General features: G+C 36.4%; 11 protein-coding genes. 8 read left to right on the forward strand and 3 right to left on the reverse strand.

The window, feature by feature from the left end:
- The first annotated feature begins 58 nt into the window (after window positions 1-58).
- The 7 genes from ES676_RS06435 (at window position 59) to ES676_RS06465 (ending at window position 10,676) form a co-directional block, all read left to right on the forward strand.
- Window positions 59-676: a TetR/AcrR family transcriptional regulator gene (locus tag ES676_RS06435; protein WP_148369505.1), complete on the forward strand. Its 618-nt coding sequence runs from the start codon at window positions 59-61 to the stop codon at window positions 674-676.
- A gap of 1 nt (window position 677) precedes the next feature.
- Window positions 678-1,997, forward strand: a complete 1,320-nt coding sequence (locus ES676_RS06440; protein ID WP_148369506.1) for a TolC family protein — start codon at window positions 678-680, stop codon at window positions 1,995-1,997.
- A 27-nt stretch (window positions 1,998-2,024) separates the two neighbouring features.
- Window positions 2,025-3,206, forward strand: a complete 1,182-nt coding sequence (locus ES676_RS06445; RefSeq protein WP_148369507.1) for an efflux RND transporter periplasmic adaptor subunit — start codon at window positions 2,025-2,027, stop codon at window positions 3,204-3,206.
- Window positions 3,206-6,703, forward strand: a complete 3,498-nt coding sequence (locus ES676_RS06450) for an efflux RND transporter permease subunit (RefSeq protein WP_148369508.1) — start codon at window positions 3,206-3,208, stop codon at window positions 6,701-6,703. The genes ES676_RS06445 and ES676_RS06450 overlap by 1 nt, the downstream gene beginning before the upstream one ends.
- Before the next feature lie 101 nt (window positions 6,704-6,804).
- Entirely contained in the window at window positions 6,805-8,556 is a 1,752-nt protein-coding gene (aspS, locus tag ES676_RS06455; protein ID WP_148369509.1) for an aspartate--tRNA ligase, read from the forward strand.
- A gap of 94 nt (window positions 8,557-8,650) precedes the next feature.
- Window positions 8,651-10,441, forward strand: coding sequence for a chloride channel protein (locus ES676_RS06460; RefSeq protein WP_148369510.1), 1,791 nt, complete (start codon window positions 8,651-8,653; stop codon window positions 10,439-10,441).
- A 4-nt stretch (window positions 10,442-10,445) separates the two neighbouring features.
- The gene (locus ES676_RS06465) at window positions 10,446-10,676 is read left to right on the forward strand and encodes a hypothetical protein (RefSeq protein WP_148369511.1); all 231 of its coding nucleotides are present in this window, start codon (window positions 10,446-10,448) and stop codon (window positions 10,674-10,676) included.
- A 104-nt stretch (window positions 10,677-10,780) separates the two neighbouring features.
- Here ES676_RS06465 and ES676_RS06470 read toward each other — a convergent pair whose 3' ends face one another.
- The gene (locus ES676_RS06470; RefSeq protein ID WP_148369512.1) at window positions 10,781-11,230 is read right to left on the reverse strand and encodes a nucleoside deaminase; all 450 of its coding nucleotides are present in this window, start codon (window positions 11,228-11,230) and stop codon (window positions 10,781-10,783) included.
- Window positions 11,231-11,295: 65 nt separating this feature from the next.
- The gene (locus ES676_RS06475) at window positions 11,296-14,016 is read right to left on the reverse strand and encodes a T9SS-dependent M36 family metallopeptidase (protein ID WP_148369513.1); all 2,721 of its coding nucleotides are present in this window, start codon (window positions 14,014-14,016) and stop codon (window positions 11,296-11,298) included.
- A 147-nt stretch (window positions 14,017-14,163) separates the two neighbouring features.
- On the opposite strand from ES676_RS06475, the gene ES676_RS06480 reads away from it, so the two are divergent.
- The gene (locus tag ES676_RS06480) at window positions 14,164-15,933 is read left to right on the forward strand and encodes a 1-deoxy-D-xylulose-5-phosphate synthase (RefSeq protein WP_148369574.1); all 1,770 of its coding nucleotides are present in this window, start codon (window positions 14,164-14,166) and stop codon (window positions 15,931-15,933) included.
- A gap of 13 nt (window positions 15,934-15,946) precedes the next feature.
- Here ES676_RS06480 and dgt read toward each other — a convergent pair whose 3' ends face one another.
- Window positions 15,947-17,287 carry a dGTP triphosphohydrolase gene (gene dgt, locus ES676_RS06485; RefSeq protein ID WP_148369514.1) on the reverse strand — a complete coding sequence of 447 codons (1,341 nt, stop codon included), beginning with the start codon at window positions 17,285-17,287 and terminating at the stop codon, window positions 15,947-15,949.
- Window positions 17,288-17,364: the final 77 nt, after the last annotated feature.

Raw genomic sequence — 17,364 nt, forward strand, 5'->3', positions numbered from 1 at the left:
AAGACTTAGGAAACTTTTTAGGTTTTAAAAGTTTCCTGTTGTAATTTTGCATTCAATTATGAGAACAAATATTATTATAAAATCTACCGAGTTATTTCTTTCATTAGGGTTTAAAAGTGTAACTATGGATAAAATTGCTAACGAGTTAGGGATTTCGAAAAAGACGATATATCAGCATTTTGACAATAAAACAAAACTGGTAGAAGCCGTGACGTGGTCTATTTTCGAGAATATAACTATAGGAATTGAAGCTATTATTAAAGAAGAGAAAAATCCTATTGAAGAAATTTATCAAATTAAGTGTTTTGTTTTAGAACATTTAAAGGACGAAAAATCATCACCTCAATATCAGCTTCAAAAATATTATCCTAAAATATTTAAAGCCATTAAAACAGAGCAATCTTGTGTTATGGGAGATTGTGTAAAAAGTAATTTAAAAAGGGGAATGGCCTTAAACTTATATCGGGAGACTATCGACATCGATTTTATTTCTAAAATTTATTTCAATACTATCTTTGCTATAAAAGACAAAGATATTTTTCCTTTGAAAAAATTCTCGATGAATATGCTTATGGAACATTTTATAGAATATCATTTACGTGGTATTTGTACGCCATTAGGTGTAGAAACCCTGGAGAAGCAGACCAAAATAACTAAAAACCCAATTTTAAACTAAAATGAAAAACAAAATAACCTTTTTATTTTTCTTGTTTACTGTAAGCTTGTTTTCTCAAGAGAATGTACAACGTTTTACTTTGCAGGAAGCAATAAATTTTGCTCTAGTCAATAACAGGGCGGTATTAAATGCAGAGCGCGACGTGGACGTTGCAAAACAACAAAAGTGGGAAACTATTGCGTCTGGATTGCCACAATTAAGTGGTAATATCGACTACCAAAATAATATAAAACAACAGTTTGAAGGTATCGATTTTGATGGTGACGGAAATGTTGATTTTGGTGCAAAACAATCGATGACGGTTGGAGCAGTATTAAATCAGAAAATTTTTGATGGGTCTTATATAGTAGGTTTACAAGCGGCAAAAGTCTTTCTGGAAATTTCTAGAAATGCCAAAGAAAAAACCGATTTACAAATTCGTGAAGCCGTTGTTAATGCCTATGGAAACGTTTTACTGTCTGAAGAAAGTTTAGCTATTATAAATAGTAATATTGCTATTCTACAGAAAAATGTGGATGAAACAACCAAAATTTTCGAAAATGGACTAGAAGAAGAAGAAAGCGTAGAGCAACTTAAAATAACACTTTCAGGTGTTAAAAGTCAGCTAAATAATACGCAACGTCTTAATCTAATTGCCTACCAAATGTTAAATATTACTTTAGGATTGGATGTAAAGACCCCTCTTGATTTAACCGACGATTTAGAATCTTTAACGGCTCAGAATATGGATTTAGAGCTTTTAGAAGCCTCAGAAACAGTAAGTGATAATATAGATTATAAAATTGCTGTGAACGATAAAGTGTCTAAAGAACTTTTGGTGGATTTAGAACGTAGTAAAGCGTTACCAACGTTAAACGCCTTTTTGAATGGCGCTTATATTGGTAATAACGAGGCGTTTCAATTTACGACACGTAACCAGACTTGGGTGGGGACAGCCGCATTTGGTGCGACTCTAAGTATTCCTGTTTTTAGTTCTGGAATGCGTAGTGCTTCAACACAACGCGCCCGTATTAATTTAGAAAAATCAGAATCTAATTTAGTAGAAACCGAACAGCAATTACGTTTAGAAATAGCGGCTGCAAAAAGTGATTACCAATTGGCGATTGAAGAATATAGCAACAAAAAAGAAAATTTAAACTTATCAGAACGTATTGAGGCGAAAAACCAAATTAAGTTTTTTGAAGGTGTCGGGTCTAGTTTCGAATTGCGTCAAGCACAAACGCAATTGTACGCTGCCCAACAAGAGTTTTTGCAAGCAATGCTTAACGTTATTAATAATAAAGCCGAATTAGAAACGGTGCTAAACAGACCAACTAACTAATCAATATCCCATTAAAAAATCATAACAATGAAAATTATATACCCTTTATTAATTGTCTTAGTTCTTTTGTCCTCTTGTGGTGACGCTAAAAAAAACTCGGTGGAAAGCGTTTTAGATAGCAATAATTTAGAAAAAATTAGAGGAAAACGTACTAGTTTAGTGGAAGAGCAGAAAACGATTGACGATAAAATAAAACTATTAGATCAAGCGATTTCAAGAATAGATACCGTTAAAAATGTGCCACTTATAACAACCTTTAAAGCCAAAGAAGAAGTGTTTAATCACATTTTAGAAATTCAAGGAAATGTATCGACTAAAAATCTAATCGTTATTACCCCCGAGTACAACGGTATTTTAACTAATGTGTACGTAAAAGAGGGCGAAAAAGTAAAAAAAGGACAACTCTTAGCGAAAATTGACGATGGCGGGTTAAGTCAGCAATTGGCACAACTAAAAATCCAGTCCGATTTAGCAAAAACAACCTTCGAGAGACAAAAGAGACTTTGGGATCAACAAATTGGGAGTGAAATACAATTTCTACAAGCAAAATCTAGCTACGATGGTCAGCAAGAATCGATGAATCAATTACAGAAACAAATTGCAAAAACGATGGTTAGAGCGCCGTTTTCTGGAACTATAGATAATATAATCACCGAGCAAGGAAGTGTTGTCTCTGCGGGGCAATCGCAATTAATTCGTATTGTTAACTTAAACGATATGTACATTGAAACGGATGTGCCCGAACGCTATATCTCTACCATTGTGGAAGGGAATAAAGTAGAAGTTGCTTTTCCTGTTTTAGGAAAAACCTTAGAAACGACAGTAGAGCAAGCAGCCAATTTTATAGATCCTACAAACCGTACGTTTAAAGTTAAAATTACAATCCCAAATAAAGAGAAAACAGTAAAACCAAACTTAACAGCTCGTCTTAAAATTAACGACTATACTAACGAAAAGGCATTGCTTGTACCCTTAAGTATTATTTCTGAAAACGCAGATGGAGAACAGTATCTGTATGTGGTAGAAGATAAAAACGATGCTGGCGAAGGCGTTGCAAAACGGGTTATTATCAAGACAGGAAAAACACAAGGCGATGTTATCGAAGTGCTAAGCGGTATTAAAGATGGTGAAGAAATTATTCAAGAAGGAGCGCGTAGTGTAAAAGAAGGACAAATCGTTAAAGTTTTAACCGTTGAAACCATAAAATAATGGCCAAAAAGAAAAAGCAAATCGAAAAAGAGTTTGGGTTATCCTCATGGGCCATAAACAATAAGACAACTATTTATGTACTTATTGCTGTTATTTTCTACTTAGGAATTACGGCCTTCTTTAGCATGGCGCGAGAAAGTTTTCCAGAGGTTAACGAAACCAAAATCTATATTAGTTCTATTTATCCAGGAAACACAGCCGAAGATATAGAGAAATTAATTACCGATCCGTTAGAAGACAAGCTAAGAACTGTTAGTAATCTTGTAGAAATCACATCGACGTCGCAGGAAGATTATTCTATGGTAATTATCGAGTTCGACGCGCATATTACAGTAGAACAAGCAAAGCAGAAGGTAAAAGATGAAATAGATTCTGAAACCGCTGGAGAAGATTGGCCAACATTTAATGGGGCTAAAGTAGAGCCCGATGTTTTTGAGTTGAGCTTATCGGAAGAAATGCCGATTCTTAACATTAATATCTCTGGAGATTATACCATCGAAAGATTAAAGGAATTTGCAGAGTATCTGCAGGATGATATCGAAGATCTTTCAGAAATTAAGAAAGCAGATATTCGTGGTGCTCAGGAAAAAGAGGTGGAAGTTGCTGTAGATATCTATAAAATGATGGCGGCCGAAGTTAGCTTTACAGATATTATAAACGCTATTAATGGTGGTAACGTAACGATGTCTGCAGGAAATTTAAAAGCCAGCGGACAGCGTCGTACGATTAGGATATTAGGAGAAATAGAAACCCCTTCTGAATTAGAAAACTTCGTCGTAAAAGCTGAAAAAGGAAAAGCTATTTACTTAAAGGATGTGGCTGAGGTTCGTTTTAAGGAGGAAGAAAGTACCACGTTTGCTCGAGAATTTGGTAAACCTGTAGTGATGCTCGACGTAAAAAAGCGAGCAGGTAAAAATATGGTGGATGCTGCCGAGAAAATTCAAGAGATTGTTAAACACGCTAAAAGCGATGTGTTTCCACAAGATTTAGAAGTTACAATTACCAACGATCAATCTTCAGTAACTATCGCCGCAGTAGACGATTTGGTAAACAATATTATTTTTGGTGTTATTTTAGTAGTCACGGTTTTAATGTTCTTTTTAGGATTTAAAAATGCGATTTTTGTTGGTTTTGCCATACCAATGTCTATGTTTATGTCTTTAATGATACTAGAAGCATTGGGACAGAGTTTAAACACAATGGTATTGTTTGGTCTTATTATGGGCCTAGGAATGCTGGTGGATAATGGTATTGTGGTAGTAGAAAACGTGTACCGTTTAATGGATGAAGAAGGTATGGGGCGTGTAGAAGCAGCGAAAAAAGGAATTGCTGAAATAGCTTTCCCAATAATTATCTCTACGGCGACAACGGTTGCCGCATTTATTCCGTTAGGATTATGGCCTGGAATTATGGGGCAATTTATGATGATTCTTCCTATTACGCTATCGGTTGTTTTAGGGTCTTCATTATTTGTTGCAATCTTTTTCAACTCGGTATTGGTCTCTAATTTTATGAGTATCGAAGATAAAGATATGCCACTAAACAAAATTATCCGTATTACAGTAATTATGGCGGCTATAGGTCTATTAGTCATTATTTTTGGCGGTGATTATAGTGCTTTGGGTGTGTTAATGGTGTTTACCGCTATTATGCTTTGGGTGTATCGCTTATTACTTCGTAAATGGGCAAATAGTTTTCAAACTAAAACGTTAGTGCGTTTGGAGAACTGGTACGAGCGCCAATTACGCGGCGCATTGTCTGGAAAACGTCCTTACTTTTTAAGTATCGGTACTTTTGCTTTATTAATAGTATCGTTTGTTGTCTTCGGTATTTCTTTAGCAACACAGCGCACGAAGGTGGAGTTTTTCCCCGATAATAAACCAAATCAAATTATTGTATACATCGAGTATCCACAAGGTACAGCCATTGAAAAAACAAATGCGATAACCAAAGAAATCGAACAGCGCGTATATTCTGTTTTAAATAGCGATCAATATGTAGATGATGGTTATAATTTCTTAGTCGAAAGTGCGGTGTCTCAAGTGGGAGAAGGTGCAGGGAATCCGCGAACCGATGGAGGATCAGCAGCCGAAATGCCGCATAAAGGTAAGATAACGGCATCGATGCGAGAATTTAAATACCGCCGTGGTGAAGACAGTGAACTGCTGCGTCAAAAAGTGCAAGAAGCGTTAGTCGGCATTTATCCTGGGGTTTTAATTTCTGTAGAGAAAGATGCCAATGGACCGCCAGCAGGCTCACCGATTAACATAGAAATAGAAGGAGACGATTACGACGAGTTAATTGCCACAGCCGAAAAAATGCGAGAATTTATTAATTCCAAGAATATTCCTGGAATTGACGAACTTAAAATTGATGTGAATAAAGACAAGCCAACAATGCTTGTAGAAATAGATAGAGAGAAAGCAGGTGAATTAGGGGTAAGTGCTTCGCAGGTTGGTCAACAATTGCGTAATTCTATATTTGGTGCCAAAGCCGGTATTTACAAAGAAGATGGTGAGGATTACGATATTTATATCCGTTTTAACGAAGAGAATCGTTATAATACGAGTGCTTTGTTTAATCAAAATTTAACCTTTAGAGATAATACGGGACAAATTAAAAACATTCCACTCTCTGCCGTGTCTAAACATAAAAACAACTCTGGGTTTAGTGCCATTAAACACAAAGATGTTAAACGTGTAGTTACAGTGTACTCGGCCTTATCGCCCGGTTTTACCGATGCGGGAGCAATTGTTGCTCAAGTTCAGAATGAAATGAAAAGCTACAAAGGCTTGCCAGGAAACATAAAGGTAGATTATACAGGTCAAATTGAAGAACAAAACAAACAAATGGCCTTTTTAATGAAAGCGCTGTTTGTAGGGTTAGGGCTTATTTTCTTTATTTTAATTTTTCAATTCAACTCAATATCTAAACCAGCAATTATTATGATGGCTATTTTCTTGAGTTTAATAGGTGTCTTTGGAGGTATTGTTATCTCTGGAAGTGCTTTCGTTATTATGATGACAATGGTAGGGATTATCTCTCTAGCTGGTATTGTAGTTAATAATGGTGTGGTGCTTTTAGATTACGCGCAGTTACTAATAGATAGAAAAAAGCACGAACTCGATTTAGAAAAACACGAGTATTTAGAGCATAACGATCTTTACGAAAGTATAGTTAAAGCTGGTAAAGCGCGTTTAAGACCCGTTTTACTTACGGCTATTACAACCATTTTAGGTTTAGTGCCATTGGCGATTGGGTTAAATATTAACTTCTTCACCTTGTTTTCAGATTTCGATCCGAACATTTATATGGGAGGTGATAACGTAGTGTTTTGGGGGCCTTTAGCATGGACCGTTATTTACGGATTGTTAATAGCAACCTTCTTAACCTTAATACTGGTACCGGTTTTATTTTTCTTAATAATGAAATTTAAAATGTGGTTGAGAGAAAAAATGTCTGACAAAACAGAAGATGTCGTTGTTGTAGAAGAGTAAAATTTAAATAAAAAAGTAAAAAGCCTGTGACTATTATAATCACAGGCTTTTTGTATCTCATCAAATAATAAATATTAAATTTGCAGTTATAAAATCATACTATGTACAGAAGTCATACTTGCGGCGAATTAAATGCATCGCATATAAATACAGAAGTTACCCTTTCTGGTTGGGTACAAAAATCTAGAGATAAAGGATTTATTATTTGGGTCGATTTGCGCGACCGTTATGGTATTACTCAACTCGTTTTCGATGAAGAGCGTACGCCAAAAGAAATGATGGATCGCGCCCAGAAATTGGGTCGAGAGTTTGTTATACAAGTCAAAGGAAAGGTGATTGAGCGCGCTTCAAAAAACCCGAACATGCCGACTGGTGATATCGAATTGTTAGTATCAGAATTAACAGTTTTAAACGAATCACTTTTACCTCCGTTTACTATTGAAGATAAAACCGACGGTGGTGAAGATTTACGTATGAAATATCGCTATTTAGATATACGTAGAAATCCCGTAAAAAACAACTTGATTTTTAGACATAAAGTGACACAGCAGGTTAGAAACTTCTTATCTAATGAAGGTTTTATAGAAGTTGAAACACCGTACTTAATTAAATCTACACCGGAAGGCGCACGAGATTTTGTGGTACCTAGTCGCATGAACGAGGGCCAGTTTTATGCTTTGCCACAATCGCCACAAACCTTTAAGCAACTACTTATGGTAGGGGGAATGGATAAGTATTTTCAGATTGTAAAATGCTTTAGAGATGAAGATTTACGTGCCGACAGACAGCCAGAATTTACACAAATTGATTGTGAAATGGCGTTTGTAGATCAAGAAGATATTTTAAATGTTTTTGAAGGATTAACACGACACTTACTTAAAGAAGTAAATGGTGTTACTGTAGATAAATTTCCGAGAATGCTTTACGACGACGCGATGCGTTTATACGGAAATGATAAACCAGACATTCGTTTCGGAATGGAGTTTGGCGAATTAAACGCAGTAGCCCAACATAAAGAGTTTGGCGTATTTAATGCGGCAGAACTAGTAGTTGGTATTGCTGTTCCTGGCGGAAATACGTATACAAGAAAAGAAATCGATAAATTAATCGACTGGGTGAAGCGTCCGCAAGTAGGAGCTTTAGGAATGGTGTATTCGCGTTGTAATGACGATGGAAGCTTTAAATCCTCCGTAGATAAGTTTTACGACCAAGACGATTTAGTACAATGGGCACAAGTTACTGGTGCAAAAGCGGGTGATTTAATTTGTATCCTTTCGGGAGATAAAAATAAAGTAAGAGCACAATTAAGTGCGTTAAGAATGGAATTGGCAGAGCGTTTAGGGTTACGTAAGCCTAACGAATTTGCTCCGCTTTGGGTAATGGATTTTCCGTTATTAGAATTAGATGAAGAAACGGGGCGTTACCACGCTATGCACCATCCGTTTACCTCACCAAAACCGGGGCAAATAGAATTATTAGATTCAAATCCGGGTGACGTTAAAGCCAATGCTTACGATTTAGTATTAAATGGTAATGAAATAGGCGGCGGTTCTATTCGTATTCACGATAAAGAAATACAGGGTATTATGCTTAAACATTTAGGATTCTCTAAAGAAGAAGCGAAAGCTCAGTTCGGCTTTTTAATGGATGCTTTCGAATATGGCGCACCACCACACGGAGGTTTAGCTTTTGGATTAGACAGATTGGTCGCTATATTAGGCGGGCAAGAAACGATTAGAGACTTTATTGCGTTTCCTAAAAATAATTCAGGTCGCGATGTTATGATCGATGCTCCTGCTGCAATAGACGAAAAACAGCTCAAAGAACTAAGTTTAAAATTAGATCTGAAATAGAAAAGGATAAGAATCCTGCCAGTTGCAGGATTCTTTGATAATTTTATATTGTACCCATAATACAATCTATGCCTTTAAATAGTATAGCAATATAATGCAAGGAAAACATCCCATATTTAAAAAAATATTAATTTGGAGAGCAAAGCATATTTCGCATAAGCAATTTGTTTACATTTTAAGTATTCTAGTCGGTTTTACGTCTGGAGTAGGGGCCGTTGTATTAAAAAATTTAACGCATTTTATTCAGCATTTATTAGAGAATAATTTACTTAATTATTTACATAATGCGTTTTATTTTGTGTTTCCAATAATTGGGTTTGCCTTAGTGTACCTAATAATGAAATATGTTATTAGGCACAAGGTGAGCCATGGTATCCCCTCGACGTTATACGCTATTTCCAAGCGTAAAGGTATTATGAAACGGTACCAAATGTTGGGGTCTATTTTAACAGCTCCTATAACCGTTGGTTTTGGGGGGTCTGTAGGGTTAGAGGGACCAACAGTGGCGACGGGAGCCGCTATAAGTTCTAACATTTCGAGAATGTTTAGAATGAATCAGAAAACGAAAACACTCTTAATAGGTTGTGCCGCTGCAGGCGCGTTGTCTTCCATATTTAAAGCGCCCGTTGCCGCCATTATTTTTGCGGTAGAGGTGTTTAGTTTGGATTTAACAATAGTCTCTATGTTGCCGCTACTGCTAGCATCGCTTTCGGGGATTTTTACGTCCTATTTCTTTTTTGGTGACGATATTTTATTACCCTTTAAAATAGAAGAAGGGTTTACGCTAAGCGATATTCCATTCTATATCATTTTAGGAATTTGTTCCGCTTTTGTCTCTATTTATTTTACCGAAGTCTACGACCGGATTCAAAACTTTTTTGATGGCATAGCTTCACCCGTCAAGCGTTTTCTTATCGGTGGTATTTCTATTGGTATTTTAATTTATTTTATTCCTCCGCTCTATGGTGAGGGTTTCGATGTCTTAAATAATTTAATAGCAGGGAACCCGGAAAAGGCGATGGTTAATAATTTCTTTAATTTAGACTTGTCTAACGTCTGGATTGTTATAACGCTGCTTCTTGGTTTAGTGATATTTAAAGTCATTGCTAGTGCGTTAACCTTTGGTGCAGGTGGTGTTGGAGGTATTTTTGCTCCAACGCTATTTATGGGTGGTATAATGGGGAATTGTGTGGCTAAAATAGCGAACAACTGCGGTCTCCTTAACGCGCCAATCTCCGAAAGTAATTTTACACTGGTAGGAATGGCCGGGTTACTGGCCGGAGTATTGCATGCTCCATTAACAGCAATATTTTTAATTGCCGAACTTACTAGCGGATACGAGTTGTTTGTACCCTTAATGCTTACCGCTGCTATTTCTTTCGGTATTACAAAAATATTTGCACCACATTCTGTGTATGCGATGGAACTGGGTAGAAAAGGCGAATTAATCACGCATGATAAAGATCACGCCGTGCTTACCTTAATGGAAATTGATAAAGTTATCGAAACCAATTTTGTAACTATAACGACCAAAATGACACTTGGTGAGATTGTACATCAGGCGGTAGTAAAATCAAATAGAAATATATTTCCGGTAGTCGACGAAGAAACAAAAGAGCTTAGAGGCGTCATTCTGCTAGACGATATCCGTTCTATAATGTTCGATCAGACGCTTTATAACGATGTTTTAGCCAGCGAAGTAATGCAGAAACCACCAGAGATTATTAACTTTACCACCGATAAAATGACAAGCATTATGAAGAAATTTCAAGACAGTGGCGCTTGGAATCTTCCCGTTGTTCAAAACAATGTGTACATCGGTTTTATCTCGAAATCTAAGCTGTTAACGGCTTACAGACGTCAATTAATAAATTACACTAAATAATATTATGAAATATATACTCCTAATCGTTTTTATCGTCTGTGTAACCAGTATTATTCTAGGATACAATCTAGACGTAAGTTATGGAGAAAAACTTATAGGCGGCGGCGTATTAGGGTTGTTTTTCGTATTCATTCCGCTATTCTCTTATCACCGATGGAAAGGAAGAGATATTAAAGAATACATGATAACTAAAGAGAATTTAGATAAAATGCGCGATAAAGAACGTCGTAAATAATAATTAGGGCATTCTTTTTTTTAGAAAAAAAGCCACGCTTTCCGCTCTATCTTTTTTACGAAAAAGTAAAAAAGGATGCCGCATCAATCGCTAATGCAGACCTTTTAATTAAGATTTCTCTTCTCGATAAAAAAACGTTTCATTAATGCAGACGCTTCCTCAGCTAAAAGACCACCTTCAATTTTAGTTTTAGGATGTAGTTTGGTATTCAAATTAATGCAACCGCGTTGGGCATCACTCGCGCCGTAAATAATAGTTGCTATCTGACTCCAATATAAAGCACCAGCACACATTTGGCAAGGTTCTAACGTTACGTATAGCGTACAATTGTGTAAATACTTTCCACCTAGAAAATGCGATGCTGCCGTAATGGCTTGCATCTCGGCGTGAGCCGTTACATCGTTAAGTAGTTCGGTAAGATTATGAGTGCGCGCAATTATTTTATCGTCTATAACTATTACAGCGCCAACTGGTATTTCACCTTTTTCGAAAGCAGCTTCAGCTTCAGCCAATGCTTTTTTCATAAAATAGGTGGGGTTAAAAGGGTTTTCCATAAGAATAAAAATAAAAAAAGGCAGCTAAGAAATTAGCTGCCTTTTATAAAATCTAAACGCGATTATTAGTTCTTAATAATCTTGTTGTTAATGTTAACGTTGTTTCCTGTAATGTTAAGAATGTACATTCCAGATTGTAAAGTGCTAATGTTCAATTCCGCTTCGTTAATTAACGCCGCTTTTTTAGACAATACAACTCTTCCGTTAATATCTATTAAGTTAATAGTTACATCTCCTAAATTCTTTTTAGTTTTAATGTACACTACATTATCTGCCGGGTTAGGGTAGATAGAGAATGCGCTTTCTGCAGTAAATCCATCGACGCTTAACGTGGTACAATTTACTAAAGTAGGATCTGTATCCGGTGGCGTAGTAAAGTCTGAAATTTGATCATTAATACTATCAGCAGAACCTTGAGAGGCGTTAACACCTAATCCTCTAGCAGCAAAAACGTCCCAAATTAAACATTGGTCTTCACCTCCCATAGCACTATCTGCAGCCAATAAGGCGTCTCTACCTTGTACAAAACCAACACCACAAGGCTGTAATTTTAAACCGTCTATCACTAATTGCATTACTTTATTGTTACCGCCAGTTCCGTTATACATATCAGGATCAAAACCATATTTTTCAACATATTTCCACGTTAAATCCCATAACATTGTACCCCATAAAAAGCCTATGTTGTGAACAACATCATTCCAATGAACTTGATTGCCGTTCCCATCGGTTCCTAAAACAGTATCATCGTTGGTTGCTTCGTAAGTATAATTATTGATGCCTAAGTCCGTACTGTATTTTGCTGGTCTAATTCCAGGACCATTTACACCTTGACTATTAGAATAAGTCGCAATACCTCTACCCATTTCTGGAGTATCTGTTGATTTCATTGTAACCATTAAAGCGAACCAGTCAGACCATCCTTCACCCATTTGCTCACTGTTAGATAAACACCCAGAATTAAATGATCCACCTGTAAGTCTAGTAGAAATACCGTGGCCATATTCGTGCGCTACAATACTATTATCTAAACTTCCGTCTTTCTGATAATTAGGACTCTCTACGATGGTGCCATTAATAACAGCGCCATTTTGTAGGGCATTAATTAATTGTATACCATCGTTATAATTAACAGATATTGAAGGAATAGTAAAAGGAGGGTTTGTCGAGCCAAACATAACTATATATTCTTGATAATTAGGTTCGTTATCTGGGTTGTTATGGTTTACCATAATAACGCCTACCGCACCCGCATCTTGAGCATTTTGAATTTTTTGCGTAAATGGACAGTCTCCTCTAAAGATAACTGCAATTTTGCCTGCAACCGCACTAGCATTAGTTAAAGGGGCACATCCTTCTGTAGGTGCTGCACTACCATCGTTTACTAAAGCTAAATCTGCAGTAACAGGGGTAGCAGAAGGTCCAGTAATGTTACCAGTAGCACCACCACTATTACCTGTAGAAGGAATAGCAGCCAATACATCGCCAATTAACGTGCCACCACTATTAATTGTTAATGGCGTACTTAAGGTGCCAGCTGCCCATAAATACATTTGCATTCTCGGACTTTGTCCATCTGCAGGTGTCGCGAAATTTGCGTTATTTAAACCAGAACCATCTTGAGACTGTGCAATAACGAGATCGTTATCAAAGCCTGTATTACTATAATTATTTTGTTGAAAGTTACCACTACCTTCATCAAAACCATATTTAAACCAAATATCATGCATCGCATTATTGATATAAAATAAGTTTGTCGTGGAAACATCTTGATATCCTAAAGGTTCTTGGTTAGGGTTAAAAGGGAAGTTAAAATCTAATGCTAGCCCTCCATCTGGAGATGCACCAAAAGCATTGTTTCCATTGACGTCTTCTTGTGCCCAAACATTATTACCTCTTGTAATTGTATATTCAGAGCCATCAACGCCATCGGTATCGTGCCATCCGTAAGGAGAAGCATCAAGATCTGCCGGATCTGTAATTAATTGTATAGCACCGTGACTTGGGCTTTCAGTAGGTAACGCAAATACGTTGTATTGAGAACCATCTGCTGCTATTGACGCTTCAGTTTTAAATAAACTAAAAGCGTTGCTAGTTTTAGAATGTCCTGTGTGGTCTGTATGACCGAATTCTCCAAAGTTACAAGAGATTACCCAATCGTTCATATTAAGAATGTCTCCATTCGTAGCATCAACACGTACGCTATACCAATTTTGACCATTTAAAGCTTCAATGCTTAAATCCCAAGCTAGTTTTAAGTCTCCTTCAATAGTCGTTTGATAAACTAATTTCACAGGGATATCGCTTCCTGAAATATCTCCCTTAGAAAAAGTATATTGGTTATTAGAAGCGTTTATGGCGTTAACATTTCCAAGAGCACCTAAATTATATTCAGCAGCAGCCGAAACAATTGCTTCTTGAGCAGAAACTGTAGGGGTCATTGTGTTTATCTTTGCAGCAATGTTAGATTGAAATGCGTTTGCATAATAAAACACGCTTTTGTCTTTTATAGACACACTAGAGATAGCATTAAAAACTGGAATACCTTGAAAAGCTTGATTTACGTAAACATGATTGATTTTTGTTTTCTTAGAAAAGAAAGCATTGCTCACTTGTAAATCTGAAATATCGTTTTGGGTTAAATTATAATCACCCTTGTTTTTTTCTAACCAATTTTGAATAAGAGTGCCATATTCATTTTTGGAAAGCTCAGTTTGAGAAAACCCATTTTGAGCAAAAAGGAATAGTGCTAAAAATAGAAAAGATAAAGTGTATTTTTTCTTCATTGTTAATAAAATGTTAGTTATGTCTTAAAATTAAGTCGTAAATATAACGAGGAACTTACTATTAATATAATTTTACATCAATTATTATGAGAAAGACACACTATTTAACACTGGTTTTAATAGTTTTACCTAATTATTATGCCTAAAATGACAACACCTCTTTTAAATACTATACAATCTGTCGCAGATATTAAAGCTTTAAGCCACTCAAAATTAGTGCTATTAGCTCGAGATTTAAGGTGTTTTATCATTGAGGCGGTAGCAGCAAAGGAAGGGCATTTGGGAGCGAGTTTAGGCGTTGTAGAACTTACAATAGCTTTGCATTATGTTTTTAATACACCACTCGATGAGGTGATTTGGGATGTTGGCCACCAAGCTTATGGACATAAAATTTTAACAGGGCGACGATCTGTTTTCGATACCAATAGACAGTTTAAAGGTATAAGTGGTTTTCCTAAACGCAGTGAAAGTGACTTCGATAGTTTTGGAGCTGGGCATTCGTCAACGTCTATTTCTGCAGCTTTAGGAATGGCTATCGCATCAAAAATAAAAGGCGATTTCAACAAGCAACATATAGCCGTTATAGGAGATGCATCGATTGCGAGTGGTATGGCATTCGAAGGTTTAAACCACGCCGGGGTTACCGATTGCAATTTATTAGTTATTTTAAACGATAACGCCATTGGAATAGACCCCAGTGTTGGCGCCTTAAAACAATATTTAACCAATGTTAAAAAAGGCACCGAAAAACAAGATAATATTTTTGAAGCTCTAAATTTTAATTATTCTGGGCCCATCGATGGTCATAATCTTCCAGAACTTATAGTTGAATTAGAGCGTTTAAAAACCGTAAAAGGCCCTAAGTTTTTGCACATAATTACTACCAAAGGTAAGGGGTTACGCCAGGCGGAAGAAAACCAAGTGACCTATCACGCCCCAGGAAAGTTTGATGCGGTAACAGGTGATTTATATAAAAAAACAGGAACAGTTCAACCCCCAAAATTTCAAGACGTTTTTGGTATTACTATCGTTGAATTGGCTAGACAAAATAAAAACATTATTGGTATTACGCCTGCAATGCCAACAGGGAGCTCACTGAAGTATATGATGGAAGTTATGCCTGATCGTGCTTTCGATGTGGGGATTGCCGAGCAGCATGCGGTCACTTTATCGGCAGGAATGGCAACGCAAGGATTATTTCCGTTTTGCAATATCTATTCAACCTTTTTACAACGCGCTTACGATCAGGTTATTCATGATGTCGCGATACAAAATTTACCTGTTATTTTTTGTTTAGATCGTGCCGGTTTGGTGGGGGAAGATGGGGCAACACACCACGGCGTTTTCGATTTATGTTATTTACGCTGTATTCCTAACCTAATTATTTTTGCGCCTAGAAACGAAATCGAACTTAGAAATATAATGTTCACCGCACAATTGGGATTAAAACATCCTATTGCCATTCGGTATCCGCGAGGGCGCGGCACCATTATAGATTGGCAACACCCTTTTGAAACGATTACAATTGGTGAAGCAACTCCTCTAAAAAGGGGTAAAGATATTGCGGTTCTAACTATAGGAACAATGGCTACGGTTATTGAATCTGTTATCGCTTCCGCGGAAGCGCTTCAGGGTATTTCCCATTACGATATGCGTTTTGTAAAACCTTTAGATGAAAAGCTATTGCACTCCATCTTTACCAGTTATAAAACTATTGTAACGGTTGAAGACAATTCGGTTATCGGAGGCTTTGGAAGTGCTATTTTAGAATTTGCAGCGAAACATCAGTATAAAAACAATGTGTACCTAAAAGGAATCCCCGACTATTTTATAGAACACGGAACCGTTTTAGAATTACAAGAAGATATACAGTTAGATGTTAAAAGTCTGGCAGCCTTTATTATAAAATTAAAGTAGGATAAATAAAATTCTAGATGCTAAACCCTTTAATTTTTTTAAAGCTTAAAATCGCTTGACTATCCGATAGTAATGACACATAATGCGATACGCTTATTAGTCGGTCGTACAAACTATCTTGATCCATTTTAATAGTTTCAGGAAATCCTTTAAGAATTAATTTGTCATAATTAGACGCCGTGTTATTATAGCAGTTATTTACCGCATTAATATATGTGTCTAAAAGTGTTTTAATAATTTCGTAGCCCGCAATTTCTTTATCAACCACTTCGGTAGATTGGTAAATATTATCAATACTAATTTTTATAATATCGTTAATCTGCGCATCGTATTTACTCTTATCTAATAAACTAGATCCAAAATCACCACTTAAAATAGCCGCTTCATTATCCATAAAAATCTCTACCGCTTCGTTAATTAATCGCCCAATAGCTAAAGCTCTTAAGTAACTAATACGATCGTGTGTGTTGGTGAGTTGGTAATACTTTTCTGAATTTATAGAGTCTTTTACTAACTTAATTAAATACTCTAAGGCAAATTCTTCTTGAATTAAACCAAGGTTGATACCATCTTCAAAATCGATAATTGTGTAGCATATATCATCGGCTGCTTCTACTAGAAAAGCTAACGGATGGCGAGAATAACTAATATCTGTTTCGCTTCTGTTTGTTAATCCTAATTCTTCGGCAACGGCTATGAATTCATCAGTTTCACTTTGGAAAACACCATATTTTTTATCGGCGATATGTGGAGTCGGTTTTTTAGGTAACGATTCTTTAGGGTATTTTGTAAAAGCGCCTAGAGTGGCGTAGCTTAATCGCAATCCGCCCTCGCGACCTTCACGACTTTGTGTTAAAATTTTAAACCCGTTAGCATTACCTTCAAAACTACATAAATCTTCGTATTCTTTTGCCGTAAGCTCCGCTTTATAATTTTGTCCTTGTCCAGAAATAAAATACTCGCCAATCGCTTTCTCTCCAGAGTGCCCAAAAGGAGGATTCCCAATATCATGAGACAACGCAGCGGCAGCTAAAATAGCACCAAAATCGTTGGCTTGATACCCTAAGTCACTCTGTAAATGTGGGTGTTTTTCTAGTATTTTTTTTCCAACACTTCGCCCCAAAGAACGGCCTACAACACTAACTTCTAAACTGTGTGTTAACCGCGTGTGTGTAAAATCGGTTTTAGATAAAGGGACGACTTGGGTTTTGTCTTGAAGACTTCTAAATTCAGAAGAGAATATAATACGGTCGTAATCGACCTCGAAACCTAAACGGGTTTCATCTTGTTCTTTTCTTAGTCTTTTATTGGTGTCTCCAAAGCGTTTTAAAGAAAGTAATTCTTCCCAAGTCATAAGTATAATTTTTGTTGCCGCAAGATAATTAATTCTGTGTTAACTCAATGTTTCTAGATTACAATTAGAAGTAAAAC

It is taken from the genome of Bizionia saleffrena (assembly GCF_008086175.1).
Classification (GTDB): domain Bacteria; phylum Bacteroidota; class Bacteroidia; order Flavobacteriales; family Flavobacteriaceae; genus Bizionia; species Bizionia saleffrena.